General features: G+C 70.0%; 21 protein-coding genes. 13 read left to right on the top strand and 8 right to left on the bottom strand.

Annotated features, from left to right (window positions below; all coding sequences use genetic code 11):
• Positions 1 to 21 precede the first annotated feature (21 nt).
• Together hemG and hemE are read right to left on the bottom strand one after the other, a co-directional pair.
• Positions 22 to 1,401, bottom strand: a complete 1,380-nt coding sequence (hemG, locus tag ACLARN_RS21770) for a protoporphyrinogen oxidase (protein ID WP_409493280.1) — start codon at positions 1,399 to 1,401, stop codon at positions 22 to 24.
• Entirely contained in the window at positions 1,398 to 2,471 is a 1,074-nt protein-coding gene (gene hemE / locus ACLARN_RS21765; RefSeq protein WP_409493279.1) for a uroporphyrinogen decarboxylase, read from the bottom strand. The genes hemG and hemE overlap by 4 nt, the downstream gene beginning before the upstream one ends.
• 88 nt (positions 2,472 to 2,559) lie before the next feature.
• Between hemE and ACLARN_RS21760 the strand changes: the two genes are divergently transcribed.
• The 3 genes from ACLARN_RS21760 (at position 2,560) to ACLARN_RS21750 (ending at position 6,240) form a co-directional block, all read left to right on the top strand.
• Positions 2,560 to 3,123, top strand: coding sequence for a DUF3000 domain-containing protein (locus ACLARN_RS21760; protein WP_409493278.1), 564 nt, complete (start codon positions 2,560 to 2,562; stop codon positions 3,121 to 3,123).
• Positions 3,124 to 4,189: 1,066 nt separating this feature from the next.
• Positions 4,190 to 4,906, top strand: coding sequence for a response regulator transcription factor (locus tag ACLARN_RS21755; RefSeq protein ID WP_034318331.1), 717 nt, complete (start codon positions 4,190 to 4,192; stop codon positions 4,904 to 4,906).
• A 107-nt stretch (positions 4,907 to 5,013) separates the two neighbouring features.
• Positions 5,014 to 6,240 carry an HRDC domain-containing protein gene (locus ACLARN_RS21750; RefSeq protein WP_409493277.1) on the top strand — a complete coding sequence of 409 codons (1,227 nt, stop codon included), beginning with the start codon at positions 5,014 to 5,016 and terminating at the stop codon, positions 6,238 to 6,240.
• An 8-nt stretch (positions 6,241 to 6,248) separates the two neighbouring features.
• Here the strand turns inward: ACLARN_RS21750 and ACLARN_RS21745 are convergent, their stop codons facing one another.
• Positions 6,249 to 6,905, bottom strand: coding sequence for a TetR/AcrR family transcriptional regulator (locus ACLARN_RS21745; protein ID WP_409493276.1), 657 nt, complete (start codon positions 6,903 to 6,905; stop codon positions 6,249 to 6,251).
• Positions 6,906 to 7,082: 177 nt separating this feature from the next.
• Here ACLARN_RS21745 and ACLARN_RS21740 point away from each other — a divergent pair, with 177 nt between their 5' ends.
• The 6 genes from ACLARN_RS21740 to ACLARN_RS21715 all read left to right on the top strand — a co-directional run bounded on the left by ACLARN_RS21740 (position 7,083) and on the right by ACLARN_RS21715 (position 16,041).
• Positions 7,083 to 8,549 carry an amino acid permease gene (locus tag ACLARN_RS21740; protein WP_409493275.1) on the top strand — a complete coding sequence of 489 codons (1,467 nt, stop codon included), beginning with the start codon at positions 7,083 to 7,085 and terminating at the stop codon, positions 8,547 to 8,549.
• An 11-nt stretch (positions 8,550 to 8,560) separates the two neighbouring features.
• Positions 8,561 to 9,394 (top strand): urea amidolyase associated protein UAAP1, encoded by an 834-nt coding sequence (locus tag ACLARN_RS21735; protein WP_409493274.1) that lies wholly within the window; start codon positions 8,561 to 8,563, stop codon positions 9,392 to 9,394.
• Positions 9,391 to 10,002 (top strand): urea amidolyase associated protein UAAP2, encoded by a 612-nt coding sequence (locus ACLARN_RS21730; RefSeq protein WP_409493273.1) that lies wholly within the window; start codon positions 9,391 to 9,393, stop codon positions 10,000 to 10,002. The genes ACLARN_RS21735 and ACLARN_RS21730 overlap by 4 nt, the downstream gene beginning before the upstream one ends.
• On the top strand, positions 9,999 to 13,565 hold the full coding sequence (gene uca / locus ACLARN_RS21725) for an urea carboxylase (RefSeq protein WP_409493272.1): 3,567 nt from the start codon (positions 9,999 to 10,001) through the stop codon (positions 13,563 to 13,565). The genes ACLARN_RS21730 and uca overlap by 4 nt, the downstream gene beginning before the upstream one ends.
• Positions 13,562 to 15,178, top strand: coding sequence for an allophanate hydrolase (locus tag ACLARN_RS21720; RefSeq protein ID WP_409493271.1), 1,617 nt, complete (start codon positions 13,562 to 13,564; stop codon positions 15,176 to 15,178). The genes uca and ACLARN_RS21720 overlap by 4 nt, the downstream gene beginning before the upstream one ends.
• A 275-nt stretch (positions 15,179 to 15,453) precedes the next feature.
• The gene (locus ACLARN_RS21715; protein WP_409493270.1) at positions 15,454 to 16,041 is read left to right on the top strand and encodes a D-alanyl-D-alanine carboxypeptidase family protein; all 588 of its coding nucleotides are present in this window, start codon (positions 15,454 to 15,456) and stop codon (positions 16,039 to 16,041) included.
• Positions 16,042 to 16,096: 55 nt separating this feature from the next.
• On the opposite strand, the gene ACLARN_RS21710 is transcribed toward ACLARN_RS21715, so the two are convergent.
• Entirely contained in the window at positions 16,097 to 16,330 is a 234-nt protein-coding gene (locus tag ACLARN_RS21710; RefSeq protein WP_409493269.1) for a hypothetical protein, read from the bottom strand.
• A 185-nt stretch (positions 16,331 to 16,515) separates the two neighbouring features.
• Here ACLARN_RS21710 and ACLARN_RS21705 point away from each other — a divergent pair, with 185 nt between their 5' ends.
• The 4 genes from ACLARN_RS21705 to ACLARN_RS21690 all read left to right on the top strand — a co-directional run bounded on the left by ACLARN_RS21705 (position 16,516) and on the right by ACLARN_RS21690 (position 22,576).
• The gene (locus ACLARN_RS21705; RefSeq protein WP_409493268.1) at positions 16,516 to 17,763 is read left to right on the top strand and encodes a thiolase family protein; all 1,248 of its coding nucleotides are present in this window, start codon (positions 16,516 to 16,518) and stop codon (positions 17,761 to 17,763) included.
• A 2-nt stretch (positions 17,764 to 17,765) separates the two neighbouring features.
• The gene (locus ACLARN_RS21700; RefSeq protein ID WP_409493267.1) at positions 17,766 to 19,877 is read left to right on the top strand and encodes a 3-hydroxyacyl-CoA dehydrogenase NAD-binding domain-containing protein; all 2,112 of its coding nucleotides are present in this window, start codon (positions 17,766 to 17,768) and stop codon (positions 19,875 to 19,877) included.
• 245 nt (positions 19,878 to 20,122) lie between these two features.
• Entirely contained in the window at positions 20,123 to 21,718 is a 1,596-nt protein-coding gene (locus tag ACLARN_RS21695; protein ID WP_409493266.1) for a histidinol-phosphatase, read from the top strand.
• Between the two features lie 15 nt (positions 21,719 to 21,733).
• Positions 21,734 to 22,576, top strand: coding sequence for an alpha/beta hydrolase (locus ACLARN_RS21690; protein WP_409493265.1), 843 nt, complete (start codon positions 21,734 to 21,736; stop codon positions 22,574 to 22,576).
• Between the two features lie 15 nt (positions 22,577 to 22,591).
• Here the strand turns inward: ACLARN_RS21690 and ACLARN_RS21685 are convergent, their stop codons facing one another.
• From ACLARN_RS21685 to ACLARN_RS21670, 4 genes are read right to left on the bottom strand one after another with little or no spacing between them, the layout of a single operon-like run.
• Entirely contained in the window at positions 22,592 to 23,416 is an 825-nt protein-coding gene (locus tag ACLARN_RS21685; RefSeq protein ID WP_409493264.1) for an aldo/keto reductase, read from the bottom strand.
• A 26-nt stretch (positions 23,417 to 23,442) separates the two neighbouring features.
• The gene (locus ACLARN_RS21680) at positions 23,443 to 24,561 is read right to left on the bottom strand and encodes a sensor histidine kinase (RefSeq protein ID WP_409493263.1); all 1,119 of its coding nucleotides are present in this window, start codon (positions 24,559 to 24,561) and stop codon (positions 23,443 to 23,445) included.
• On the bottom strand, positions 24,558 to 25,235 hold the full coding sequence (locus tag ACLARN_RS21675) for a response regulator transcription factor (RefSeq protein WP_007033550.1): 678 nt from the start codon (positions 25,233 to 25,235) through the stop codon (positions 24,558 to 24,560). The genes ACLARN_RS21680 and ACLARN_RS21675 overlap by 4 nt, the downstream gene beginning before the upstream one ends.
• A gap of 59 nt (positions 25,236 to 25,294) precedes the next feature.
• Positions 25,295 to 26,779, bottom strand: a complete 1,485-nt coding sequence (locus ACLARN_RS21670; RefSeq protein ID WP_409493262.1) for a PucR family transcriptional regulator — start codon at positions 26,777 to 26,779, stop codon at positions 25,295 to 25,297.
• Positions 26,780 to 26,879: the final 100 nt, after the last annotated feature.

The following is a 26,879-nucleotide window of genomic DNA, read 5'->3' as shown; positions in this document are numbered from 1 at the left end:
CCATCTTGGCACTGCCGGTGCTCAGGAGCCCTCGTGGGTCGGTGTGATCCCGGCGATGCGGCGGGCGGCCTCGTCGGCGGTGGCGATGCACGCGGGAAGCCCGACACCGTGCAGCGTCGCACCGGCCACGGCGAGCCCCGGAACGTCCGCGACGGCGCGTTCGATCCGCTCGACGAGTTCGAGGTGCCCGGTGCCGTACTGCGGGAGCCCGCCGCCCCAACGCGTGACCAGCGTTTCGATCGGCGCGGCGGTGACCCCGGTCAGCCGGGCGAGATCGTCGCGGACCACGCGCACGAGTTCGTCGTCGTCGGCGTGCAGGGCGCCCGGTTCGCCGAACCGGCCGACGGAGCCGCGCACCAGGACCGGGCCGTCGCCGTACTGCGCCCACTTGCGCGAGGAGAAGGTGAACGCCTTGGCGGCGAACGGTTTCCCGGCCGCGTCCCGCTCACCCGCACCGATCAGCACGCCGGACGACTCCGGCAGCGCGGTCCCCGGCGGAAGCGCGAGCGCGATCACCGCCATCGACGCCAGCTCGACCTCGGCGAGCGCCGAGGACGCCACTCCCGCGACGCCGTCCAGCAGTCGCCGGGCCGAGGGCGCCGGGACGGCGAGGAGGACGGAGTCGGCTTCGAGACCGTCGACCTCCCAGCCGGTGGCGGTGCGGTTCAGCGCCGTCACCGTGGCCCCGGTCCGGATCTCGGCGCGCGACAGTTCCGCGAGCCGCTGGATCAAGGTGCCGAGCCCGCCCAGCAAGGTTCCGAAGACCGGCGCCGTGCTCGGCGAGGCGGGCATGAGCGAGGCAGCGCCTTCGGTGAGCGACCGCGCGCCGCGATCGACCGCGGACGCGAGACCGGGCATCGTCGCGCGCAGCCCGAGCCCGTCCGCTCCCCCGGCGTAGACGCCGCCCAGCAGCGGATCGACGAGCCTGTCGACCAGTTCGTCGCCGAAGCGCTCGCGCAGCAGCGGGCCCAGCGGCACATCCCCGGCCGGGAGTTCCACTGAAGCCAGGGACGATTCGGCTTCGACCAGCGCGCGGCCCTTCTCCGACAGCACTCCGGAGACCGCGTCGGCCGAGGCGGGAACGCCCATGACCGTGCCCGGCGGCAGGCCGAGCACGGATCCGCCGGCGTGGATCTTGGCGCGGGCCTTGGTGGGATGGACGAGGCTTTCACCAAGCCCGACCTCGCGGACCAGGGCGAGCGCCTCGGGACGGCGGGCGAGGAAGGCCTCCGCGCCGACGTCGTAACGCTCACCGGCGAGTTCGATCGTGCGGAGTTTCCCGCCGAGGGAATCGGTCGCCTCGAAGACGACGATCCGCGCGTCGTCGCCGAGCAGCGTCCGCAGGCGGTAGGCCGCGGTCAGCCCCGAGATACCGCCACCGACGACGGCGACGGTGGTCATGCCGGGAGCTCGTGCACCAGCCCGACCACGCGCGTCAAGACGTCCGGGTCGACGCCGGGCAGCACGCCGTGGCCGAGGTTGAAGATGTGGCCGTCGGCGGCGCGGCCTTCGGCGTGGATGCGCCGGACCTCCGCTTCGAGCACCGGCCAGGACGCGTGCAGCAGCGCGGGGTCGAGGTTGCCCTGCACCACACCGCCGCCGAGCCGCCGGACGGCCTCGTCGAGCGGGATCCGCCAGTCGACGCCGACCACGTCGGCGCCCGCGTCGCGCATGGCCACCAGCAGCTCGCCGGTGCCGACGCCGAAGTGGATGCGCGGCACGCCGTACCCGGCGACCGCGGTCAGCACCTTCGCCGAATGCGGCAGGACGAACTCACGGTAGTCCCGCTCCGAGAGCGCACCCGCCCACGAGTCGAACAGCTGGATCGCGTCGGCTCCGGCGTGGAGCTGCGCGGACAGGAAGGTGATCGCCATGTCCGCCAGTCGCCCCGCCAGCTCGTGCCACAGCTGCGGCTCGGAGTGCATGAGCGCCTTGGTGTGCTCGTGGTTGCGGCTCGGCCCGCCCTCGATGAGATAGGAGGCCAGGGTGAACGGCGCGCCGGCGAAACCGATCAGCGGCGTCTCGCCCAGCGACCCGACCAGCAACCGGATCCCTTCGGCGACCCGCTCCACCTGCTCCGGGTCCAGCACCGGCAGCGCGCGCACGCCCGCGGCGTCGCGGATCGGCTCGGCGACGACCGGGCCGGTGCCCGCGACGATGTCGATGTCGAGGCCCGCCGCCTTGAGCGGGACGACGATGTCACTGAAGAGGATGGCCGCGTCGACACCGTGACGGCGGATCGGCTGGAGCGTGATCTCGGCGAGCATCTCCGGGTCGAAGCACGCGTCGAACATCGAGGTGCCTTCGCGCAGCGCCCGGTACTCGGGCAGCGACCGGCCCGCCTGGCGCATGAACCACACGGGAGTGCGGTCCGGGCGTTCGCCGCGCGCGGCGGCCAGGAACGGCGAACCGGGCAGGGCACGACGGGCCGCAGTGACGATCTGCGCGGGAGAACCAGCTGAAGGAGACATCACGGTTCATGGTGCCATGGGCGCTCCGCGGCCTTACTCTCGGCGCGTCTGCGCCCCGAACCGGACACTCGCGTCTTACAGTCGGTTGGTGACCGCGATGACGTCAGTACCCGATCTCTTCCGTGAAGCCGTCGCGGCGTTGCAATCGGTCCGGCCCCGTCCCGAAGTGCAGCTGGAGACGATGCGCCCGCCGCAGCGGCTGGCGCCGTGGTCCTACGCGGTGAGCTGCGAGGTGGAAGGCCCGGCGGACGTGCTGGCGTCGGGGCGGCTGGTGCTGCTGCACGACCCGGACGGCCAGGAAGGCTGGGACGGTGTCCTGCGGCTGGTCATGTACGTCCGCGCGGAACTCGACCGGGAACTGGCGACCGATCCCTTCCTCCCCGCCGTCGGCTGGTCGTGGCTCACCGACGCGCTGGAAAGCTCCGGTGCCGAGTGGACGGCGCTGGGCGGCACCGTCACCGAGACGTCGTCGGCCCGCTTCGGCGACATCTCCGGCCCCTCACGCACTGACGACCTGGAGCTGCGGGCGTCCTGGACGCCGACCGACGCCGCGCTGCGGCCGCACGGGCAGGCCTTCTGTCAGGTGATGGCGAGCGTCGTCGGGCTGCCGCCGGTCGGCGTGACCCTGTTCGAGCAGCGCCAGTCCTCCTGAGCGCCTTGCCTAGTCCGTGAAGGCCTCCTTCCCTACCTTGAGAGTAGGGAAGGAGGCCTTCACGACGTCGCCGACCTGGCGTCGGAGGGATCAGCCACAACGGCGGCGAGCAGAAGGACGCTTCCCCGCATGCCACGCGGGGACAGTCCCCTTCGCCCCGCGCTCGGGACGACGAAGGCTCAAAGCGCCCCGTCCACCCTGCCGACCGAGACCTGACCCTGTCCCGACACGCCGGAATCCCAGTAATCGAGACATAGCATTCGGGTCATCTTGCGATCCCTGGCCATCTAGCGACGCTAGTAAAGCTGCCGACACTAAAGGCCCCTTGCTCCCCCGCCCGGATCCGCGACCCAAGTACATGAAGGCCCCCTTCATTGCGCCTAGCGCAAGCAAGGGGTCCTTCACGTACTGTCGACAACCCGCAAGAGCCACCGAAGCACCTTCACGTACTCCGTACGCGAGCCCCTCAGAGCGTCCGTACGCCATCGAGACGGCCTTCAGGGCCAGATGGACTAGACCAGCTCCGACCAGCAGCGAGCCGACCGCCTAGAGGTCTGGACCACCCCGTTCGTGCTACGCACAGTGTCACCGTCAGCAACAAGATCAAGTACACCGTGGCAGGCCGCCTAGCCCTCTCGAAACGCCTCCGGAGCGTTACCGTCACAGTCACCGAGCGAAGCGATCATGACGCTCCGCGAAGTTGATCAAGTCCCAAGCGGGGGCCGGTTTCCGGCCCGCGGAGCACCGGTTTCCCGGGGTCCCGGGCAGAGGCACCGGCAGGTGCACGGCCCATCTGCACAGTCGATTGGACCCCGGTAACTGGAGTGCATCGTGTTCTTTGGGCGATGTGTTAGCCACCGGCTGTGTACTAGCCCGATCGTGTTACAACGAACTCCCTGAGTAACCACTGGTTTGAGATAGATACCCATTCGATCCCCCCGTGAAGGCCTCAGGGCGGCTACAGTGCCAACGACGACACCACTTTCGGTCTAAAGCTGGCGCGGCTAAACGGCCGAAAGTCCCGGTGCCGGTCGGGGGGCACGACCGACTCCAGGGAGGTAGTGACGTGGCTACCGTCGGCATTTCTCAGGCCGTCCGATCCACGCCAGCCGGTTCATTGCCGGCGAGCATGGTTCCGCATCCGCGGGAAGAGCTTTTTTCCGTGTTGGTGGTCGATGACCACCCGCTGTTGAGGGAGGCAATCTCAGCAAGACTCGCACAGATGGGTGCGGGCACCGTCCACGAGGCCGCCACGGTGGCCGAGGCGAGGGCGCGAGCACAGGCCACTGGGCCTTGTGACCTGGCGATCCTTGATCTCGGACTGCCGGATGGCAGCGGCATCGAGCTGGTTACGGAACTCCGTAGCCATGGCTGGCCTCGAGTAGTGGTGCTCGCTTCATCGGACGACCCGTACGCGGTCAGGTCGGCGTTCCAGGCCGGCGCCCAGGCATACCTGCTCAAGTCGGCATCGCCGGTCGTAGTGACCGACGGCGTCCGCAGGGTGCTCGAGGGCGGCGTCTACGCGGACCCGAGCGTCGCACCGGTCTTGGCCACCGGCACCCGAGTCGCCGGCACCGACAACACCCCGCGCGAGCTTTCGGCGCGCGAGGTCGAGGTGCTGCAACTCGTCGCCGACGGCCAGTCCAACAAGGAGATCGGCGAGGAACTCAGCCTCTCCGCTCTCACCGTGAAGTCTCACCTCTCCCGCATCGGGCGCAAGCTCGGCACGGGTGACCGGGCTCAGATGGTGGCGCTGGCCATGCGTGCCGGCGTGATCCGCTGACAAAGGCGAACTGCCCTGCGGGGCGGGCGGACCAGGCGCGGCCCGCTCGTCCCGTAGGGTCTTCACCTATGGAAGGCGACCGACCCGGAGAACCGCAGGCGGACTCTATGACCGGCACTGATGACATCAGTGCCGCCGTCTTGTTACGCGAGCCCGCCGAAGGCACTCCACCGGTGATCGCCGACGCGACAGCACTCGCCGAAGCCTGCGCGAAGATCGCGGGCGGCAGCGGGGCCATCGCCGTGGACACCGAGCGCGCGTCCGGCTACCGATACTGGCCGAAGGCCTACTTGGTCCAGCTGCGCCGCGAAGGTGCCGGCTCCTTCCTCATCGACCCCATTCCGCTCGAAGGGCAGCTCGAACCCCTCGCGGAAGTCCTCAATGACGCCGAATGGGTGTTGCACGCGGCCTCTCAGGACCTGCCGTGCCTCGCCGAACTCGACCTGCGCCCGAAGAGCCTGTTCGACACCGAACTCGCCGGACGGCTCGCCGGATACGAACGGGTCGCCCTCGGCACCCTCGTCGAACTCCTCCTCGGCTACCAGCTGGAGAAGGGGCACAGCGCCGCCGACTGGTCGAAGCGCCCGCTTCCCGTCGACTGGCTGAACTACGCCGCCCTCGACGTCGAACTGCTCATCGAACTGCGCGAGAAGCTCGAAGCCGACCTCTCGGCCCAGGGCAAGCTCGAGTGGGCCCAGCAGGAGTTCGAGGCCGTCCGCACCGCGCCGCCGCCCGCCCCTCGGGCCGAGCCGTGGCGGCGGACGTCCGGCGTGCACAAGATCCGCAGTGCGCGCGGCCTCGCCGCCGTGCGCGAACTGTGGCAGGCGCGGGACGAACTCGCCCGCAAACGCGACCGCGCGCCGAGCCGGATTCTGCCCGACAGCGCGATCATCAACGCCGTCACCGCGGACCCGAAGACCGTCGACCAGTTGCAGGCACTGCCGGTGTTCAGCGGCCGGGTCCAGCGCAAGTACACCGCGAGCTGGCTGCGGCATCTCCAGACCGCCCGCGCGCTCCCGGCCGACGAACTGCCCACCCCGGCACAGCAGACCGACGGCCCGCCGCCGGTGAACCGGTGGTCGGACAAGGATCCCGACGCCGCCGCCCGGCTCTCGGCCGCCCGCGCGGCGCTCGCCGCGATCGCGGAGGACCGCAAGCTGCCGGTGGAGAACCTGCTGCTGCCGGAACTCGTGCGCCGCACCTGCTGGCGCCCGCCCGCGGACCTGAGCGAGGACTCGGTCGCCAAGGTCCTCGGTGACGGCGGGGCCAGGCCGTGGCAGATCGAGCTGACCGTGGCGGCGCTGAGCAAGGCGCTCCACGCCACCCCAGCCTGACCCGGCTTTCAGTCCTCCAGCAACGTGCGCGCGGAAGCGCGCAGATCGGCGTCCGGTTCCCCGAGACCGGCGAGCCGCAGGACGCTGTCCGCGCCTTCGACGGCGTGCGCCTCGACGTCCAGATCCGGCTGGTCACGCCGGACGATCGCGATGCTCTCGACGAGTCCGAAGACGAGATCGGTCCGGATGCCGCGCAGGTCGTCGCGGACGCCGGCCGCCGCGACGAGCGCGCCGTAGACGTTTTTGAGCTCCGCCCGCTCGGCTCGGAAGCGCGCCAGCCTCGGCGAGGAGATCTCCGGCAGCAGGTACAGGGCGCCGAGGTTGTGCCGCGCGCTGCCGAGCAGGTGGATGTCCGCGTACGCCAGCGCCCACAGCCGCGCGCCGACCGGCGCCAGCTGCACCGACAGGCCGCCCGCGACGTCCAGTGACGGCCGGACGGTGTCCTCCAGCAGCGCCGCGAGAATGTCCTCTTTGGACGGAAAGTGGTAGTAGAGCGACGCCTGGCGCAAGCCGGCGCGTTCGGCGATGGCCCGCGTGGTCGTCGCGGCGTACCCGGCGCCGGTGAACAGCTCCCCCGCCGCGTCCAAAACCGCGAGCCGTGCTTCCCGCTTGCTCGCGGCAGCACCGCTGGCTCTCGGCCTGCCCACCCCGGTCGTTTTAGTCATCTATCCGATCCTGCCATTTCTTCGCGGCGATCTTTGTTACGTCCGGTGGTCGGCCCAGGTTACCGAATCCGGTATCACTTAACACCGCGCTTACCGGGCGGAGATCAGAAGGACTCCGCATGCGCTTAATTTCGGTCACTCGATCGAAATTCGGCCCTTCAGACAGGAGCCCCCGTAATGCCGTCCGAAGACCTTTCCGCCTTCGGTTACCGCCAAGAACTCCGCCGGACACTGGGCGGTTTCTCCGCCTTCGCCGCCGGTTTCTCCTTCGTTTCCATCCTGACCACGGTGTTCCAGCTGTTCGCCTTCGGCTATTCCTTCGGTGACACGCTCTTCTTCTGGACCTGGCCGCTGGTGATCATCGGCCAATTGCTCGTCGCGCTGAACTTCGCCGAACTCGCGGCCCGATTCCCGCTGGCCGGATCGGTTTACCAGTGGGCGAAACACCTCTCCCCTGGATTCGCGGGCTGGCTGGCGGGCTGGATGATGCTGGTGGGCTGCGTCGTCGCGCTCGCCGGTGCCGCCATCGCGTTGCAGGTCGTCCTCCCCTCGGTCTGGGGCGGCTTCCAGCTCGTCGGCGGGGATCCGGCGATCACGTCCCCGACCGGCGCCACCAACGCCGTCCTGCTCGGCGCCCTGCTGATCGTCTTCACCACCGCGATCAACGCGGGCGGTGTGCGGCTCATGGCGCGGATCAACGACGTCGGGGTAGCGGCCGAACTCGTCGGCGTCCTCATCCTGATCATCGGGCTCGCGCTCTTCGCCGTCCGCGGTCCGCAGGTCGTGCTCGCACCGGCGGGCGAAAGCCCAGGAGCAGGCGGCGTTCTCGCTTCGGCGCTGATGGCCGCGTACGTCCTGTACGGCTTCGACACCGCGGCTTCGGTCGCCGAAGAGACCAAGGACGCCCGCCGCACCGCGCCGCGCGCCGTGCTCCGCGCACTCCTGATCTCCGGGATCGGCGGCCTCGCCGTCGTCATCACCGCGCTGATGGCGGCACCGAGCCTCACCGACGGCCAGCTCGCCGGGAAGGGCCTGCCGTATGTGATCACGGCCGTCTTCGGGGACACGCTCGGCCGGATCTTCCTCGCCGACGTCGCGATCGCGGTCGTCGTCTGCACCCTGACCATCCAGACCGGCACCGTCCGGCTGATCTACGCGATGGCCCGCGACGGCGCGCTTCCCGGCGCCAAACGGCTTTCCGCGGTCAACGCCCGCACCGGGACGCCGATCGCGCCCGCCGTCCTGTCCGGCGCGCTCGCGATCGGGCTTCTGGCGCTGAATCTGGGGAATCCGACCATCTTCAGCACCATCACCGGCACCTCGGTGGTCGTGGTCTACCTCGCCTATCTCCTGGTGACCGGACCGCTGCTGGTACGGCGCCGTCAAGGCCGTTTCGCCGCCGAACCCGGCCATTTCTCCCTGGGGCGATGGGCTATTCCGGTCAACGTCGCGGCAGTAGGGTACGGCGCGATGATGATCGTCAACATCGCTTGGCCACGAGCCGAGATCTACGACCTGGCGGGCACCGGCTCCGTCTGGGCCCTGTTGTTCCCGATCGAGTTCGTCGGCGCCGCGATCCTCACCGGCTATCTCTGCTGGCGCCGCCGCTCCGCGCTCACCACGGTTCCCGTCCCCGCGATCTGAAGGAAGGTTCCATGAGCACGACATCGACCACGTACGGCGCTCGCGACCACGCGCGCGCCCAAGCGGGCACGGTGACCGAAGCGATGCCCTCCATCCCGGCGTCCACCTGGCCGGATCCGCCGCCCGGGATCGACCCGGCGAAGCTGGTCTGGGCCGAGACCGTCGCCGGCGGCGGCTACACCCACAAGGTCCTCGCCCGCGGCACCGAACTGCGGCTGACCGACGTCGAGGGCGACGCCTGCGCGCATCTGCTGCTGTTCAACGCCGACCAGCCGTGGGAGCGGCTGAACGTCGCGGACACCGTGAAGGTCCAGTGGAACGCGTACCTCGGCGAGGCGATCGCGCTGCTTTCCGATCAGGCACGAGTGCTCGCGACGGTCGTCACCGATGAGAGCGGAAAGCACGACGCGCTGTGCGGTACGTCCACTGTGGACGGTAACGCGGAACGCTACGGCGATGGCAGCCCGCAGAGCGGTTCGCCGTCCGGGAACGCGCTGTTCACGCTGGCCGCCGCGAAACACGGCCTCACCCCGCGCGATCTGCCGCCGAGCCTGTCGTTCTTCCAGGGCATCCACGTGGAGGCCGACGGCGGGCTGACGTTCACCGGCTCGGCAGGCGCGGGCAAATCCGTGGTCCTGCGGACCGAGCTGCCGGTCGTCGTCCTGATCGCGAACGTGGCGCATCCACTCGACCCGCGCCCGGACTACACGGTCACACCGCTGCGAGTCCTCGCTCAGCGCAGCACACCGTCCACTCCGGACAGTCCTGAATGGACGGCGTCGCCCGAAGCCCAGCGCGCCTTCGAGAACACCGCCGACTACCTCACCGCAAGGGGCTTGGCATGACCATCATCTCCGACACCGAGGTCGCCGCGCGGGCTCCGTACTCAACCGTGCTCCGCAAAGGCGAGACCCTCGCGATCATCGATCTCGGCGGCAACCAGGCCGTCGACTTCCTTTGCTACGACGCCGCCGACACGGCCAAGCGGTACAGCGCGGCCGCCACGATCGCCGCGCAGGGCAACATCTTCCTCACCACCGGCAGCGTGCTGCGCACCGGCGAGGGCGCTCCGCTGCTCACCGTCGTCGAGGACACCTGCGGGCGGCACGACACGATCGGCGGCGCGTGCAGCAAGGAGTCGAACAGCCTCCGCTACGGCCAGCACACGCGGTACCAGCACGCCTGCGTCGAGAACTTCCTGACCGAGGGCGCGAAATGGGGCCTCTCGAAACGGGACCTGGTCAGCAACGTCAACTGGTACATGAACGTTCCGGTCGAACAGGACGGCACGCTCGGCATCGTCGACGGCATTTCCGGACCCGGCATGGAGGTCAAACTGCGTGCCGAAACCGACGTCCTGGTGCTGGTGTCGAACTGCCCGCAGATCAACAACCCGTGCAACGGATTCGATCCGACTCCGGTCAGAATGATCGTCACCGGCGGTGACGCGTGAAACTGCTCGTCGCCAACCGGGGGGAAATCGCGGTCCGGATCATCCGGACCGCCAAGGAGATGGGCATCGCGACGGTGGCGGTCTACTCCGACGCGGACCGCACCGCCGCACACGTGCGGCTCGCCGACGAGGCCATCCGGCTGGGCCCCGCGCCCGCCAGGAAGAGCTATCTCCTCGGCGACGCGATCATCGAAGCCGCACTGAAGACCGGGGCGGACACGATCCACCCCGGCTACGGGTTCCTGTCCGAAGACGCCGCTTTCGCCCGGACGGCGGAAGCGGCCGGGATCCGGTTCGCCGGTCCCACCGCGGACCAGCTCGAAGTCTTCGGCAGCAAGCACACCGCCCGTCACCAGGCCGTCGAAGCCGGGGTCCCGTTGTTGCCGGGCACCGGACTGCTGGACACCCTCGCCGACGCGGAAGCGGCGGCCACCATGATCGGCTACCCGGTGATGCTCAAGGCCACCGGCGGTGGCGGCGGGATCGGCATGCGTGCCTGCGCGTCCGCCGAAGAACTCCGCGACGCCTGGGACGCGGTGCGGAGCATCGTGGCGAAGAGCTTCTCGACGTCGGGCGTGTTCCTGGAACGCCTGGTGACGCGGGCCCGGCATGTCGAGGTCCAGGTGTTCGGCGACGGCGCGGGTGAGGTGCTGGCGCTGGGCACGCGGGACTGCACGCTCCAGCGACGTAACCAGAAGGTGCTCGAAGAGTGCCCCGCACCAGGGCTTTCCGAAGCGGTGCGGGAGAAGCTGGTCTCGGCGGCGGTCGACCTCTGCAAGTCGGTGCGCTACCGGTCGGCGGGTACGGTCGAGTTCATCTACGACCCGGACCGCGAAGAGGCCGCGTTCCTCGAAGTCAACACCCGGCTCCAGGTCGAGCATCCGGTCACCGAGGCGGTGTACGGAATCGACCTGGTCGCGTGGATGCTCCGGCTCGCCGACGGTGACACCGGGATGTTCGCCGACGCCCCGGAACCACGCGGGCACGCGGTCGAAGCACGGGTCTACGCCGAGGATCCGGCCGCCGGGCACCGGCCGAGCGCGGGTCTGCTGACCCGCGCCGACTTCCCCGCCGAGGTCCGGGTGGACACCTGGGTCGAGGCGGGCACGAAGGTGACGACGCACTATGACCCGTTGCTCGCCAAGGTGATCACGGTCGGTGCGGATCGCGCGGAGGCGCTGGCCGCGCTGGGTGCCGCGCTCGGGGAAAGCCGGGTGGACGGCGTCCGCACGAACCTCGGGCAGTTGCGCGCGGTGGCCGCCGATCAGCGGCTGCACGACGTCACGCACGACACCGCGACGCTCGACGCGATCACCGATCCCGAACCGCGGATCGAGGTCCTGCGGGGTGGCACGATGACCACCGTCCAGGAATGGCCGGGACGGCTCGGGTTCTGGCACGTGGGTGTCCCGCCGAGCGGACCGATGGACGACCTGTCACTGCGACTGGGCAACCGCGCGCTGGGCAATCCGGAAGGCACTCCCGGTCTTGAGTGCACTGTGGACGGTGTCTCGCTGCGGTTCACCGAAGACGCAGTAGTTTGCGTCACGGGATCTCCGTCGCCGGTGACCGTCGATGGAGCGAACGTTCCTCAGTGGACACCGGTCGAGGTGCCCGCGGGCGGGGTGCTGGACGTCGGGACCGGCACGGCCGGGCTCCGCGCGTACGTCCTCGTTCGCGGCGGCTTCGACGTGCCGGAGTTCCTGGGCAGCGCGGCGACGTTCACGCTGGGCGGTTTCGGCGGGCACGGCGGACGCGCGCTGGCGACCGGCGACGTCCTCTCCCCCGGTCCGCTCCCGGAGAACGACGTCCTCGGGCCGGTTCCGGAGTCCGCACGGCCGGTTTTCGGGACGCACTGGGAGATCGGCGCGTCCGAAGGACCGCACGCGGCTCCGGAGTTCTTCACCCCGGACGACGTCGAGACGTTCTACGCCACCGACTGGGAGGTGCACTTCAACTCCGCGCGCACCGGCGTCCGGCTCGTCGGGCCGCGGCCGCGGTGGGCACGGGAGGACGGCGGTGAGGCGGGATTGCACCCGTCGAACATCCACGACACGCCGTATGCGATCGGCGCCGTCGACTACACCGGCGATCTGCCGATCCTGCTGGGCCCGGACGGGCCGAGCCTCGGCGGCTTCGTCTGCCCGGCCACCGTGGTGACCGGGCAGCGCTGGAAACTCGGCCAGTTGCGGCCGGGGGACACCGTCCGGTTCGTGCCGATCACCACCGAGCACGCGGTTTCGCTGAGGGAGGCACCCGGCAAGGCGGTCAAGGCGAGCCGGAAACCGATCGACGACGGTGGCATCCTCGGCCGTCTGTCCACATCGGACGAGAATCCCGAGGTCACCTACCGGCGCAGTGGCGACGACAACCTGCTGATCGAGTACGGGCCGATGAAACTCGACCTGGCCTTGCGGATGCGGGTCCACGCGCTGGCCGACAGGCTGGCGACGGAAGGCCTGGACGGCGTGGTCGACCTGACGCCGGGCATCCGGTCGCTCCAGGTCCACGTCGACCCGGACGCGCTGCCGGTCTCGAAACTGCTCGGCCTCGTCCAGGAGGTGGAGCACGATCTGCCGCGTACCGCCGATCTGGTGGTGCCGAGCAGGACCGTGCGGCTGCCGTTGTCGTGGGACGACCCGGCGACGCGTGAGGCGATCGAGCGGTACATGGCGGGAGTGCGCGACGACGCGCCGTGGTGCCCGTGGAACATCGAGTTCATCCGTCGGGTCAACGGTCTGTCCAGTGTGGACGACGTCTATCGGACGGTGTTCGACGCGGAGTACCTGGTGCTGGGGCTCGGCGACGTCTATCTCGGCGCGCCGGTGGCCACTCCCCTTGACCCGCGGCACCGGCTGGTCACCACGAAGTACAACCCGGCGCGTACGTGGACCGCGGAGAACTCCGTCGGCATCGGCGGCTCGTACCTGTGCATCTACGGGATGGAAGGCCCCGGCGGATACCAGTTCGTCGGGCGGACCGTGCAGGTGTGGAGCGGCTGGCGGCAACGTGGCTCGTTCGAGCCGGGTTCGCCGTGGCTGCTGCGGTTCTTCGACCGGATCTCGTGGTATCCCGTGTCCGCCGAGGAGTTGCTGGACCTGCGGGCGCGGAGTTCGGCGGGGGAACTGGAACTCGACATCACCGACGGCGAGTTCGCGCTGGCCGACCACGAGCGGTTCCTGGCCGACAACGCCGCCGACATCGCCGGGTTCCGGGCGAAGCAGAGTTCGGCGTTCGAGGCGGAGCGGCAGGCCTGGGCGGCGGCGGGCGAATTCGACCCTCGCCCCGAACCTGTCGGAGTGAAGGTGCCGACCACGAAGGTCGAGGCCCCGCCCGGTGGCCACGTCGTCGAAGCGCCGTTCGCCGCGACCGTGTGGCGGGTGGACGTCGAGGCGGGCAGGAAGGTCGACCCGGCGGAGACGCTGGTGATCCTCGAAGCGATGAAGACCGAGGCGCGGATCCCCGCGCCGTCCGCCGGGGAGGTCGTCGAAGTACTCGTCTCCCCCGGTGACCAGGTCGCCCCCGGCACGCCGCTGGTGGTTCTGGGAAGGAGCGCGGGATGAGTGTGCTGGAGCGGGTGCGCGCCGCGTACCACCGGATCGCGCGGGTCGACCGGCCCGAGATCTGGATCGACCTGCGGCCCGAGGACGAGGTGCTCGCCGACGCGGAGAACCTGGAAGCCCGCCGCGCGGCCGGGGAATCCTTGCCGCTGTACGGGAAACTCGCGGCGGTCAAGGGCAACATCGACGTCGCCGGGTTGCCGACGACGGCGGCCTGTCCCGAGTACGCCTACCGCCCGGACGAGGACGCGCCGGTGGTGGCGCGGCTGCGCGCGGCAGGCGCGCTGATCCTGGGCACGACCAATCTGGACCAGTTCGCGACCGGGCTCGTCGGTACCCGCAGTCCGCACGGCGCGGTGCGGAACGCGATCGATCCGGCGTTCGTGTCGGGCGGGTCGAGTTCGGGTTCGGCGGTCGCGGTGGCGCTCGGGATCGTGGATCTCGCGCTGGGCACCGACACCGCCGGATCCGGCCGGGTTCCGGCGGCGTTCAACGGGATCGTCGGGCTGAAGCCGACACGGGGATTGTTGCCGACGACCGGTGTCGTGCCCGCGTGCGCGAGCATCGACTGCGTGACCGTGTTCGCGCGGACGGTCGACGAGGCCTCGACGGCGTTCGCGTGTCTCAGCGAGCCACGGGATCTTCCGGTGGTCCACCGTCCTTTCCGGATCGGTGTGCCTGCCTCGTTGGGCGGCCCGTTGCAGGATGGCTGGGCCGAGGCGTTCTCCGCGGCGGCCGAGTCGTTCCGTGAGGCCGGGGCCGAGTTGGTCCCCGTCGACATATCGGCGTTCCTGGCCGCGGGCCGGTTGCTGTACGAGGGCGCGTTCGTGGCCGAACGGTATTCGGCGGTCGGCGAGTTCATCGACGCGCGTCCGGACGTGGTCGACCCGGCCGTGCGGCGGATCATCGGCGCGGCCAAGGACATCCCGGCGCACCGCTTGTTCACCGACCTCGCGACGCTCGACGGTCTCTCGCGGGAAGCGTCGGCCGTTCTGTCTACTGTGGACTGCGTCCTGCTGCCCACGACGACAGAGCATCCGACGATCGCCGAAGTCGAGGCCGACCCGCTGGGCGTGAACGCCCGGCTGGGCCGGTTCACGAACTCGACCAACCTGCTGGGCCTGTCGTCACTGGCCGTGCCCGCCGGAACCGTCGGCGGGCTGCCGTTCGGGGTGATGCTGGTCGGGGCCGCGTACGCCGACCGGATCCTCGCCGACGTCGCCCGCCTGGTGCCGCGGCGGACCCGGATCGCCGTCGTCGGCGCCCATCTGCGCGGGCAGCCGCTGAACCACGAACTGACCTCGCGCGGAGGCCGGTTCGTCTCGGCGGGGCCGACGGCGGCCGAGTACCGGCTCTACGCGCTGGACACCGTGCCGCCCAAACCCGGTCTCGTCCGGGTCGCTTCCGGCGGCGAGCCGATCGAGGCCGAGGTGTGGGATCTGCCGTTCGCCGGCTTCGGCGAGTTCGTGGCGGGTGTCCCCGCGCCGCTGGCGATCGGGAAAGTGCGGCTGGCCGACGGAAGCGAGGTGTCCGGGTTCGTCTGCGAACCCATCGCCGTCGAAGGCGCCGAGGACATCACGGGGTACGGCGGCTGGCTCGGTCACCTGGGCCGCTGAGTAGCGTCTCGTGAGTGGTAGGGACGGTTATTGAGCGCGGCTGCCATCCCGGGTGTCGCGAAAGCCACTTTCGGGACGTCTGATGTCCCGAAAGTGGCTTTCGCGACACCGCACCCGGAACCGGTAGGTACCTAAGACACCTTGGCCCTAATCGTCCCTGCCGCTCACGAGACCCCCTGCTCACCAGCGTCTTTCCGGTTTGGTTGGCCTGCGACGGCATTGTGGGAAGAAGGTCACAAACCCTGGCGGCCCACCGGCCGAGAGGTAACTTCGGAGTGGTGCCCACCACAGTGACCTCCAGCCGCAGGACCGTGATCAGCGTGCTCGTGGCGCTCGGGCTCGTCGGGCTCGCGATGGTGGCGCTGGGCGCCACCGGCGTGGCCGTCAAGCCGGTGAACGGGCAGGCGCTCGCGATCCTCGAAGAGGTCCCCGGGCCCGATGACGGCCCGACGTGCGCCGTCGACAAACGGTATGTCGACGAAGCGACCACCGGTATGCGCCCGGACGTGGTCGAAGCGTGGAAAGCCCTGCTCGCCAAGGCCAAAGCACAGAACGTCGTGCTGTGCGTGAATGACGGCAAGCGCAGCAGGGTCCAGCAGCAGCGCGAGTTCGACAAGGCCGTCGAGCGGTTCGGCTCGGTGGAGCAGGCCAAGAAGTGGGCGCTACAGCCGGAGACGTCCATGCACGTCAAGGGAATCGCCGTCGACATCCAGCCGCTGAACTCGGCCGCGTGGGTGGACAAGAACGGCGGTGCGCTGGGCTGGTGCCGCCGCTACGACAACGAGAAGTGGCACTTCGAGTACGACCCGGCCTACCTCACCGGCGGCTGCCCCGCCCTGCTCCCCAGCGCCACCGGCAACTAGGCGAGCGTCTCTCAGCGGCGAGGTTCCCAATGTCGCATTTGAGTCGCTGAGCGTCTCAGATGCGACATTGGGAACATGAACCGGACCCGGCTGACCGGCCGAGCCTGGCGTCGAACTTCTTCTCCAGCTCCATCAATCGGTCGTGGAACTGCCGAGTGGTGGGAGGCGGGGGCGACGGAGGGGTCGACGGCGTCGCGGGCGGGGTTCCGCGGGTGCACGCGGCCAGCGGCACGAGGACCGCCATCCCCAGCAGCGCACGACGGGTGACGGCCGGCCCCGGCGAGTTCATCGTGATCCCTCCCCCTGATCACTTCGAACATAGCAACTTCCCCACCGCGCTCGGATCGGCCAAGCGGCCGACCCGAGCGCACCCGGGAGTGTGCCTTCCCCCACTCGACCGGGCCACCATCCTGGTTACCGACGGGTAACCGGGGCTAGGGTGCGGTCAGGACTACCTCTACTTCAGGAGCATTCGTGGCCGCAGGAGCAACACCGCTCGCGCCGAACGCGCGGTCGGTACGCAATGTCGCCTTCGTCGAAGGGGTGCGAACGCCCTTCGGCAAGGCAGGCGAAAAGGGAATGTACGCCGGCACCCGTGCCGATGACCTCGTCGTCAACGCCATCCGTGAACTGCTGCGGCGGCATCCCGAGCTGCCGCCCGAGCGCGTCGACGAGGTGGCGATCGCCGCCACCACCCAGATCGGGGACCAGGGCCTGACCATCGGCCGCACCGCCGCGCTGCTGGCCGGCCTGCCGAAGTCCGTGCCCGGTTTCGCGCTGGACCGCATGTGCGCGGGCGCGATGACCGCGGTCACCACCACCGCGAGCGGCATCGGCTTCGGCGCGTACGACATCGCCATCGCCGGTGGCGTCGAGCATATGGGCCGCCACCCGATGGGCGAGGGCGTCGACCCGAACCCGCGCATCATCGCCGACAAGCTCGTCGACCCGACGGCGCTCGTGATGGGCCAGACCGCGGAGAACCTGCACGACCGGTTCCCGGCGATCACCAAGCAGCGCACCGACGCCTTCGCCGCGCGCAGCCAGGAGAAGTACGCCGAGGCCGTGAAGACCGGCAAGATCGGGCCCGAGCTGGTCCCTGTCGCCACCCGTTCGAAGGAACTTGGCTGGGGGCTGGCGACCGAAGACGAGCCGCCGCGCCCGGGCACCACGCTCGAGACGCTCGCCGGACTGAAGACGCCGTTCCGCCCGCACGGCCGGATCACCGCGGGCAACGCGGCCGGTCTCAACGACGGCGCCACCGCGGCACTGCTCGCCGACGAGGACACCGCCCGCGAACTCGGCCTGCCGATCGGCATGCGCCTGGTGGGCTACTCCTTCGCCGGTGTCGAGCCGGAGGTCATGGGCATCGGCCCGGTGCCCGCCACCGAGAAGCTGTTCAAGCGCACCGGCCTGTCGATCGACGACATCGGCCTGTTCGAGATCAACGAGGCGTTCGCCGTCCAGGTGCTCGCGTTCCTCGACCACTTCGGCATCGCCGACGACGACCCACGGGTCAACCAGTGGGGTGGCGCGATCGCCTGTGGTCACCCGCTCGCGTCGTCCGGGGTCCGGCTGATGACGCAGCTTTCGCGTCAGTTCGCCGAGCGCCCCGACGTGCGCTACGGCCTGACCACCATGTGCATCGGTATCGGCATGGGCGGCACCGTTCTTTGGGAGAACCCAGCCTGGGAGAACTCGGCGTCCGAGGGGGCCAAGTAACAATGACTTTCACCGCTGAGCAGGCGAAAGCCGCCTTCCCCGACGAGGTCGTCACGAACGCGGTCACGCGTCTGGTGAAGGTGCCCGGCCTCGACAAGCCCGTCGCGCTGATCACCTTGGACAACGGCCACGACCACACCCGGCCGAACACCTTCGGCCCGCAGGGCCTGGTGAGCCTCAACGCCGCGATCGACACCGCCTTCGCGGCCGAGCCCTCCGCGATCGCGGTCACCGGCAAACCGTTCATCTTCGCCGTCGGCGCCGACCTTTCCGGCGTCGAAGCGGTCGCGGATCCGGCGCTGGCGCGGGAAATCGCGCAGACCGGGCACGACGTGTTCCGGCGGCTCACCGAAACCGAGATCCCGACCTTCGGGTTCATCAACGGCGCGGTGATGGGCGGCGGGCTCGAACTCGCGCTCTCCTGCCACTACCGCACGCTGTCGGAGAACACCGCCGCGATCGCGTTCCCCGAGGTCTTCCTCGGCCTGTTCCCGGGCTGGGGTGGCACGCAGCTGCTGCCGAACCTGATCGGGCCAGACGCCGCGGTCACCGTGATCATCGAGAACGCCTTGGCGCAGAACAAGATGCTGAAGGTCGCACAGGCGGCGGAACTCGGCATCGTCGACGAGGTCTTCGGTTCGGCCGACTACCTCGAACAGTCGCTGCTGTGGCTGGCGAAGGTCGTCAACGGCGAGATCACCCCCGCCCGCCGCGAGATCGACCGCGGTGCCGAGTGGGACGCCGCGATCGGCCGCGCCAAGGCCATTGTGGACGGACGCACCAAGGGCGCCTCCCCCGGCGCGACCAAGGCCGTCGAGCTGCTGGAGCTGGCCCGCGAGAACGACCTCGACCGCGGCTACGCGGCCGAGACCGACGGGCTCGCCGAACTGCTCATGGACGACACGCTGCGTGCCGGGCTGTACTCGTTCAACCTGGTCAACAAGCGCGCGAAGCGGCCGGCCGGGGCACCGGACAAGTCGCTGGCGCGCAAGGTGAACAAGGTCGGCATCGTCGGTGCGGGCCTGATGGCCAGCCAGATGGCGCTGCTGTTCGTGCGCCGTCTCAAGGTGCCGGTGGTGCTCACCGACGTCGACCAGGAGCGGGTCGACAAGGGCGTGTCCTATGTGCACGGTGAGATCGACAAGCTCCTGGCCAAGAAGCGGGTTTCGCCGGACGGCGCGAACCGGCTGAAGGCGCTTGTCTCCGGCTCGCTCGACAAGTCCGCCTTCGCCGACGCCGACTTCGTGATCGAGGCGGTGTTCGAGGAGCTGGGTGTCAAGCAGAAGGTCTTCGCCGATCTGGAGCAGTACGTCTCCCCCGAAGCGATCCTGGCGACGAACACCTCGTCGCTGTCGATCACCGCGATGGCGTCGCAGCTGAAGCATCCGGAACGCGTGGTCGGGTTCCACTTCTTCAACCCGGTCGCGGTGATGCCGCTGCTGGAGATCGTCCGCGCGGAGAAGACCGACGACGCCGCGCTCGCCACCGCGTTCGCGCTCGGCAAGCAGCTCAAGAAGTCGAGCGTGCTGGTCAAGGACGCGTCCGCGTTCGTGGTCAACCGGCTGCTGCTGCGGTTCCTCGGCGAGGTGCTGGTGACCGTCGACGAGGGCACGCCGTTCGAGGTCGCCGACAAGGCGCTGGAACCGCTGGGCCTGCCGATGACGCCGCTGACGCTGATGCAGCTGGTCGGCCCGGCGATCGCCTTGCACGTCGGGGAAACCCTGCACGAGGCGTTCCCGGACCGGTTCACCGTCAGCGAGAACCTCGACCGCTTCGTCAAGGCGGGCAAGAAGGCCGTCTGGCAGTGGGACGCTCACGGCAACGCGACCGTCGACCCCGAGGTGGACGCACTCTGGCAGCGCGGCGACTCGCCGTCGACGTCCGAGCAGGTGCGTGACCGCGCGCTGGCCGCGATCGCCGAGGAGATCCGGATCATGCTCGACGAGGGTGTGGTCGCCGAGGCGCAGGACATCGACCTGTGCCTGATCCTCGGCGCGGGCTGGCCGTTCTGGCTGGGCGGCATCACGCCGTACCTGGACCGGGCCGGGGTGTCCGAGAAGGTCAACGGCAAGCCGTTCCTGGCGCCGGGTGTGGCGAGCGTTCCGCTCTCCTGACCGCTGCCAAAAGGCCACCGTCGGCGATCTTCTGGTCGCAGGCGGTGGTCTTTTGCGTTTTTCGCAGAGTTTGTGGCAAGCGGCTGCGTTTTCGTGAAACCCTGGGCCGGTGCGGGAAAGCCCGTCTCCCCGGCCATCCCCCGGGGAGACGGGCTTTCTTCCTCCACAGCGACGATCATCACACGGCGCCGTGCGTTGGCCGTCCGGACACCGACCGTTCAGCGAAGCTCTTTAGCGTGCCGCCGGTGAACAGCGAAAAGCCCGGCGTCGACCGCCGCGGATTCCTCAAGCGCGCGGGCCTCGTCTCCGCGGCGGCCGCGGGTGTCCCCCTCGCCGCCGCCACCCCGGCGGAAGCCCTCGACCTCGGCATCGACGTCAACCTCCTCTTCGGCCGCGACCGCTACCGGTGGCTGGTGGGCGATCACCACATCCACACGCAGTACTCCTACGACGCGATGTACACAGTGGACGGAATCGCCGACGGCGCCCGCCGTCACGGCGCTGACTGGGCGGTGATCACCGATCACGGCCACGCCACGCACGAGAAGTCGTCGGTGGAGCGGACGAACGCCGCCATCCGGGCTGCCCAGCGCGAGCACCGTGATCTCCTGCTGTGGCAGGGCATGGAGTGGAACGTGCCGGGCGCCGAGCACGCGACGCTGTTCTTCCAGGCGGGCGCGCACCAGGCCGCGAAGCTGCGTGAGTTCGAGCGCGCCTTCGACTGGCGGCTGACCGGGACAGAAGCGAGCACACCGGACAACGAGGCCTTGGCGGTCAAGGCGATCCGCTGGCTCGCCACCGAAGAACGCGCGCGGCGGATCCACGCACCGGTGGTGGTGATCAACCACCCGCTGCGCAACGGCCGGATCGCCCCGCACGAGATCCGCGCGCTGCGCGACGCCGCACCCGGCATCGTCATCGGCATGGAAGGCGCACCCGGCGCGCAGGCCGACGGCTTCCCCAAACCGCTCGGAAGCGGCGGCGGCGCGCGCGGCGGGTACGGCAACTCCCCCGGTTCGAACTCGTGGCCGGGCTTCCCGGAGTCGGCTTACCGGACCTACGGCGGATTCGACTGGAGCGCCGCGACCGTCGGCGGGCTCTGGGATTCCCTGCTGGCCGAAGGAAAGCCGTGGTGGATCACCAGCAACTCCGACTCGCACTACAACCGCGGCGACACCCTCGTCCGGCCGGGCGTCCCGGACGGCTACTACGACGAGCACGGCGGCTACCCGGACCCGATCGACACCGGCGTCCCGCAGACTCAGCCTCCGTACGCGGACTTCGCCCCCGCTGAGTTCAGCCGCACGGTCGTCGGCGTGACCCGCCGAAGCCACGAAGGTGTGCTCGAAGGCCTGCGCGCGGGACGCGTCTGGGTGGTGCACGGCGGGCTCGCACAGGAACTGGAGTTCGGCGCGTACAGCGGCTGGAGCTCGGCGACGATGGGCGGCAGACTGCGGGTCCGGCGCGGATCCGACGTCACGGTCGTCGTCTCGGCGAAACTGGCGGCGCGGCCCAACGGCGGCGGCACGATCCCCCGGCTCGCGCGGCTCGACCTCATCTCGGGACCGGTCACCGGCCCCGCCGCCGACCGCGACACCCAGACGGCGCCGGGTACCCGCGTGGTGCGTTCCTTCGAACCGCGGTGGGCTCCGGGGCGGACGGTCGCCTTCCGGCACACCTTCCGCAACGTGCGCGAATCGTTCTTCGTGCGCACGCGCGGTACGGACGGCAAGAAGCACGTGCCCGGCGGGATCGAGCCGAGCGCGGACGTGATCGGGCAGTCGAATCCGTTCGAAGACCTCTGGCTCTACGGGAATCCGATCTTCGTGGACGTCCGGTAAGCGTAGGGTTCCGCCATGCTTTCCCTGAGCAGGCGACTGCTCGTGCGTTCACTGATGGCCGCTCTCCGGTTCTTACTCGGTCTTCCGGAACCTTTGCTGCGCTTGGTCGCCGGCCGTCCCGTCCGCCTGGACGGGCAACGGCTGGCGACCAGTTCGCAGGTGCTGATCAAAATGTCCAAGTTGGCGCCGTTCGACTACCCGCACCGCAACGGGAGCGTCGCGAAGGCCCGCGCGGAACTGAACCAGGCGGGGGAACTGGCCGGCGCGGGGATCGGCGGGATCGAGACGCACGAAGGCGCCTGCCGCTACCTCGCCGAGGAAGCCGGGATACGCGTGGTCTCGGTGGATTACCGGCTGGCTCCGGAGAACCCGTTCCCCGCCGCCGTCGAGGACGGGATCGCCGCCGTCGTCGCGCACGCGGGCGCCCGCGGCGAGGTCGAGCGGCCCGCGTTCAGCCTCCTGCTGAACCCGGTGACCGACGCGTTCGGCACGCATCCGTCGCATGAGCTGTTCGGCCTCGGTTTCCGGCTGGACACCGAGGAACGCGCTTGGTACCGCGACCGCTACCTCTCGGACGCGACGCTCTACCGCGACCCGCACGCTTCGGTGCTGTACGACGATGTCGCGGGCCTGCCGCCGACCTACATCGCGACGTCGGGTTTCGACCCGCTGCGCGACGAAGGCGAGGCCTACGCGCGGAAACTGGCCGACGCCGGAGTGCCGGTGATCCACCGGCGGCATCCCGGGCAGCTGCACGGATTCGCCAGCCGGGTGGGAGTCGACCCTTCGGCGCGACAGGCGCTGCTGCACGCGGCGGGCGTGCTGCGGGCGGGCCTGGCGCTGGCAGCCCGCAACTAGAGGACTAATTGCGGCTCAGGCGCCCAGCGTGTCCGGGTCCGGGCCCAGACGCTTGCCCTGCTCCAGGGTCGCGATCGCGGCGCCGTCGTGCGCGTCGAGCGCGAAGTCGAAGACGTCCATGTTCTCTTCGATCCGTTCGGGCGTGACGGATTTCGGGATCACCAGATGGTTCATCTCGATATGCCACCGCAGCACGACCTGAGCCGGTGTCTTGCCGTGTTTCCGCGCGATGGTGGTGATCTTCTCGTCGGAGAGCAGTTCCCCGCCACGCGCCAGCGGGCCCCACGCCTCGGTGACGATCTCGTGCTTCTCGTGGAAGTTCCGGAGCAACGGCTGCTGAAGCCACGGGTGGCACTCGATCTGGTTCACCGCCGGGACGGTCCCGGTCTCCTCGATCAGCCGCTCCAGGTGCGGGATCTGGAAGTTCGAGACCCCGATCGCCTTCGCCCGGCCGTCGGAGGCGATCTTTTCCAGTGCCCGCCACGTTTCCACGTACTTGTCCTGCGACGGCAGCGGCCAGTGGATCAGGTACAGGTCGACATACTCGAGGCCGAGTTCGCCCATGCTGGTGTCGAAGGCGCGCAACGCCGAGTCGTAACCGTGTTCGGTGTTCCACAGTTTCGTGGTGACGAACAGTTCCTCGCGCGGCAGCCCGCTGGAGCGGACGGCCTCGCCGACACCACGTTCGTTGGCATAGAGGGTAGCCGTGTCGATCGCGCGGTAACCCGCCTCGATGGCGGTGCGGACCACACCGGCGACCTCGTCGTCGCCGATCTTGTACACCCCGAACCCGAGTTGCGGGAGGGACGTTCCGTTGTTCAGCCGAATGCTGGGGACCATCCTTGAACCGTAACCCCAGCCGAGGGTCAAGGCAGAGCGGGCAGGTGGACGGTCACCGAAAGACCGCCGCCCACAACGGGTTCCGCGGAGACCATGCCACCGTGGGCCTGGACGGCCGCCCGCACGATCGAGAGTCCCAGCCCCGCCCCAGTGCGGGCGGTCCTGGCGACACCGGCGCGGCGGAACGGCTCGAACAGTTCGGGGACCGCGGCCGGGTCCAGCAGGCCACCGGACGACCGCACCCGCAGCACCGACCACTGTGGACCGGCCTGCGTGACGACGTCCAGCCAGCCGCCGTCGACGTTGTGCCGCACGGCGTTCTCCAGCAGGTTGCCCGCGATGCGTTCCAGCAGTGCGGGATCACCGAACGTCGGCGCGCCGGGGGTCGCGAATTCGGTGCGGATGCCGCGTTTCTCGGCGTCGGCCCGCACCGCGCGCCACGCGCTCGCGACGATCACCGCGAGGTCGACCGGTTCCCTGGCCACCAGCCCCGCGCCGTCCGTGCGCGCGAGCAGCAGCAGCGAGCCGACCAGCCGTTCCGCCCGTTCGGTCGCGTCGCGGACCACGCCCGCCATCCGCCGCAGTTCGGCTTCGTCGGCGTGCTCGTCGGCAAGGGTGACGTCGAGTTCGGTGCGGATGACCGCGAGCGGCGTCCGCAGTTCGTGGCTGGCGTTCGCGACGAAATGCCGTTGCGCGTCGAACGCGGCTTGCAGCCTGTCGAGCATGTCGTCGAAGGTCTCGGCCAGTTCGGCGAGTTCGTCCTTGGTGCGGACCTCGCCGATCCGCTCCCCCATCGATTCGATCGACAGGCGCCGTGCCGTCCCGGTGATCTCACGCAACGGCTGCAAGACCCGCGCGGTGAACGTCCACGCGAGGATCCCCGCCGCCAGCACGACGAAACAGAACGCGACCGCGCCGAACAACAGCACCCGATTCCGGGCGTACACCCGCAGATGCTCGGTGACGGCGGACGCGTCGACGTCGACGCCGTCGACCCGCACCGTGGTGCCCGGCGGCAGCTGCGGGACGGCGGAAACGGCGTCGCCGACCAGATTCCAGGTCAGCCAGAGCAACAGCAGGCTGACCAGTGCCACCAGCCCGGTCGCGAGCAGCGTGACCCGCGCACGCAGGCTGCGGGCGTTCACCCGCGTGCGGTCCCCTGCTCCGGCACCCGGTAGCCGGAGCCGACGACGGTTTCGATGATCCCCGGTTCGCCGAGTTTCTTCCGCAGGGTCATCACGGTGACCCGGACGGTGGTGGTGAACGGGTCGGCGTTCTCGTCCCACACGCGTTCGAGCAGCTCCTCGCTGCTGACCACCGAACCGGCGGCCGACAGCAGCACCTCCAGCACGCCGAACTCCTTGCGGGTCAGCTCGACCGGGCCGCTCGCGCGGCGGACGGTCCGTCTCGCGGGGTCCAGTTCGACGTCGCCCGAAGTCAGCAGCGGCGGTGCGGCCGGGGTCGCGCGGCGGCCCAGCGCCCGCACCCGCGCGACGAGTTCGGGGAACGCGAACGGCTTGGCGAGATAGTCGTCGGCGCCGAGGGAAAGCCCGTCCACGCGGTCCGAAACGGAACTGCTCGCGGTCAGCATGAGCACGCGCGTCAATTCGCCGGACGCGACGATCTCGCGGCACAGGTCGTCACCGGACATCCCGGGCAGGTCGCGGTCGAGCAGCACCACGTCGTACCGGGTGACGGCGGCCTTCTCGTGCCCGTCGTCCCCGGTGAGCGCGATGTCCACCGCCATCCCCTCGCGCCGCAGTCCGCGTGCGATCGCGTCGGCGAGGGGTTCTTCGTCTTCGACTACCAGAATTCGCACAGGACCACGTTGCCACATTTACCTGAGAGTGACCTGATTGGACTACGGCGCGTCAGCATTCACGCCCAGCGCAGGGCGAACCACAGCCGCATCCGGATCTCCGGGTCCGCCAGGTCCACCTCCAGCGCCCGTTCGATCTGCCCGATCCGGTGCCGGACGCTGTTGCGGTGCACGCCCAGTTCGGCGGCCGTCCGGTCCCAGCCGCCGTGATGCGCGAGCCAGGTCCGCAGCGTCTCGACCAGTTCGCGGTCACCTTTCCGGTCGAGTTCGCGCAGCGGCGCCAGGGCTTTGGCGGCGAACCCGGCCGCCGCGACCGGGGTGATCAGCGCGTCCAGCCCGAGTCCTGACGCCTCCGCCACCACCGGCCGTTCCAGCGCGGCGGCCCGCCGCAGCAGCAGTTCGACTTCGGTGACGGCCTCGGGAAGGCGATCGGGCGGAACGGGTGAACTGACCACCGCGAGCCAGCCGTCGGCGCGGAGCCGGTCGAGATCGCCGATCTCCGGTGCCTCGACGACGATCGCGTCGAACCGCGGCCCCGGCCGCAGGCGCACGAGCGGCGTGTCGAGCCGGGCACGCAGCCAGTCGTAGCGCGCGGCGGCCTCGGTGGGGCCACGGCGGTAGGCGATCCCGGCGACCAGACGCCGTTCGTCCGCGCCGACCACGCCGGTCTCCCCCAGCAGCAACGCGGTGGCGGCGGCGCCCAATCCGGCCGCGTCCGATCCCGCGCGGCCCGCCAGCCCCAGCAGCGCCGCCCCGACCGACAGGATCGCGCGGTCCGCGCCGTCGAATCGCTCGACCCGGCCGACCACGACAAGATGGGACGCCGTCGCCTGCGGGTACACCGGTTGCGCGACGACGTGCGTGCCGTCGGCCAGTTCCGTCGTCGCGCTGCGGATCCCCCGGCCGGCCCGCAGCGTGGCGACCAGTTCCCGGACCTCGGCCGGCAGCGGCGACGGCGTGCCGTGATCGGCGGCGAGGACGTCACCGACGCCGACCAGCGCCACCCACGCCCGCAGCCGCACGGCCAGCGCGCTCGTCAGTTCGCCGAGCCCGTCACCGGCCGCCCTGGTCAGCGCCTCGCGCGCGACCGCGACCCGCCGCTGTTCCCGCTGTCCCGCCTCGGCCAGCGCGACCGACACCGCCCGGCTGATCGCCAGGAACGGCGTCCGCGGCTGGACGGTCAGCAACGGGAGGCCGTGCCGGGCGCACGCCGTCCGCAGCGGCGGCGGCAGCGTCTCGTGGGCGCCGGGGGTGAGACCGAACCCCAGTGCGGAGATCCCGCTGTCGGCCAGCCGCCGGACGTAGCGGTCGACCTCGGCCGGTTCGACCGGCAGGTTCACCCCGGCGGTGAGCAGCAGTTCCGCCCCGAGCAGGTACGGCGCGGGATCCCGCAGTTCGCTGACGTGCGCCCAGCGCACCGGGGCGTCGAGCGCGCCGGGACGCAGCGTCTCCACGACCGGGTCGATCGCGAGTTCCGGGTTGCCGACCACGGCCCGTAACGGGACATTCACATCTGAGTCGACTGGATCGTGGGTTCGGGTCATTTCGTCCTCGATTAGCGGGAACCTTGGACGAATCCTCCCATGTCGTTCAGGCAACGCGTGAACCTACGGTGACCCGAACGACGATGGCAAGGAGGACACC

It is taken from the genome of Amycolatopsis sp. cmx-11-12, assembly GCF_046269425.1.
Taxonomy (GTDB): Bacteria; Actinomycetota; Actinomycetes; order Mycobacteriales; family Pseudonocardiaceae; genus Amycolatopsis.
Note: the sequence above shows the minus strand (reverse complement) of the source record. Positions and strands in the feature narration are given on the sequence as shown.

What these genes read in the sequence shown, in the direction of transcription:
- ACLARN_RS21750 (WP_409493277.1), top strand. Translation starts at nt 5,014, where the DNA reads ATGACCGGCACTGATGACATCAGTGCCGCCGTCTTGTTACGCGAGCCC.
- ACLARN_RS21690 (WP_409493265.1), top strand. Translation starts at nt 21,734, where the DNA reads ATGCTTTCCCTGAGCAGGCGACTGCTCGTGCGTTCACTGATGGCCGCT.
- ACLARN_RS21710 (WP_409493269.1), bottom strand. Translation starts at nt 16,330, where the DNA reads ATGAACTCGCCGGGGCCGGCCGTCACCCGTCGTGCGCTGCTGGGGATG.
- ACLARN_RS21720 (WP_409493271.1), top strand. Translation starts at nt 13,562, where the DNA reads ATGAGTGTGCTGGAGCGGGTGCGCGCCGCGTACCACCGGATCGCGCGG.
- ACLARN_RS21745 (WP_409493276.1), bottom strand. Translation starts at nt 6,905, where the DNA reads ATGACTAAAACGACCGGGGTGGGCAGGCCGAGAGCCAGCGGTGCTGCC.
- ACLARN_RS21685 (WP_409493264.1), bottom strand. Translation starts at nt 23,416, where the DNA reads ATGGTCCCCAGCATTCGGCTGAACAACGGAACGTCCCTCCCGCAACTC.
- hemG (WP_409493280.1), bottom strand. Translation starts at nt 1,401, where the DNA reads ATGACCACCGTCGCCGTCGTCGGTGGCGGTATCTCGGGGCTGACCGCG.
- ACLARN_RS21670 (WP_409493262.1), bottom strand. Translation starts at nt 26,779, where the DNA reads ATGACCCGAACCCACGATCCAGTCGACTCAGATGTGAATGTCCCGTTA.
- ACLARN_RS21740 (WP_409493275.1), top strand. Translation starts at nt 7,083, where the DNA reads ATGCCGTCCGAAGACCTTTCCGCCTTCGGTTACCGCCAAGAACTCCGC.
- hemE (WP_409493279.1), bottom strand. Translation starts at nt 2,471, where the DNA reads ATGTCTCCTTCAGCTGGTTCTCCCGCGCAGATCGTCACTGCGGCCCGT.
- ACLARN_RS21730 (WP_409493273.1), top strand. Translation starts at nt 9,391, where the DNA reads ATGACCATCATCTCCGACACCGAGGTCGCCGCGCGGGCTCCGTACTCA.
- ACLARN_RS21735 (WP_409493274.1), top strand. Translation starts at nt 8,561, where the DNA reads ATGAGCACGACATCGACCACGTACGGCGCTCGCGACCACGCGCGCGCC.
- ACLARN_RS21700 (WP_409493267.1), top strand. Translation starts at nt 17,766, where the DNA reads ATGACTTTCACCGCTGAGCAGGCGAAAGCCGCCTTCCCCGACGAGGTC.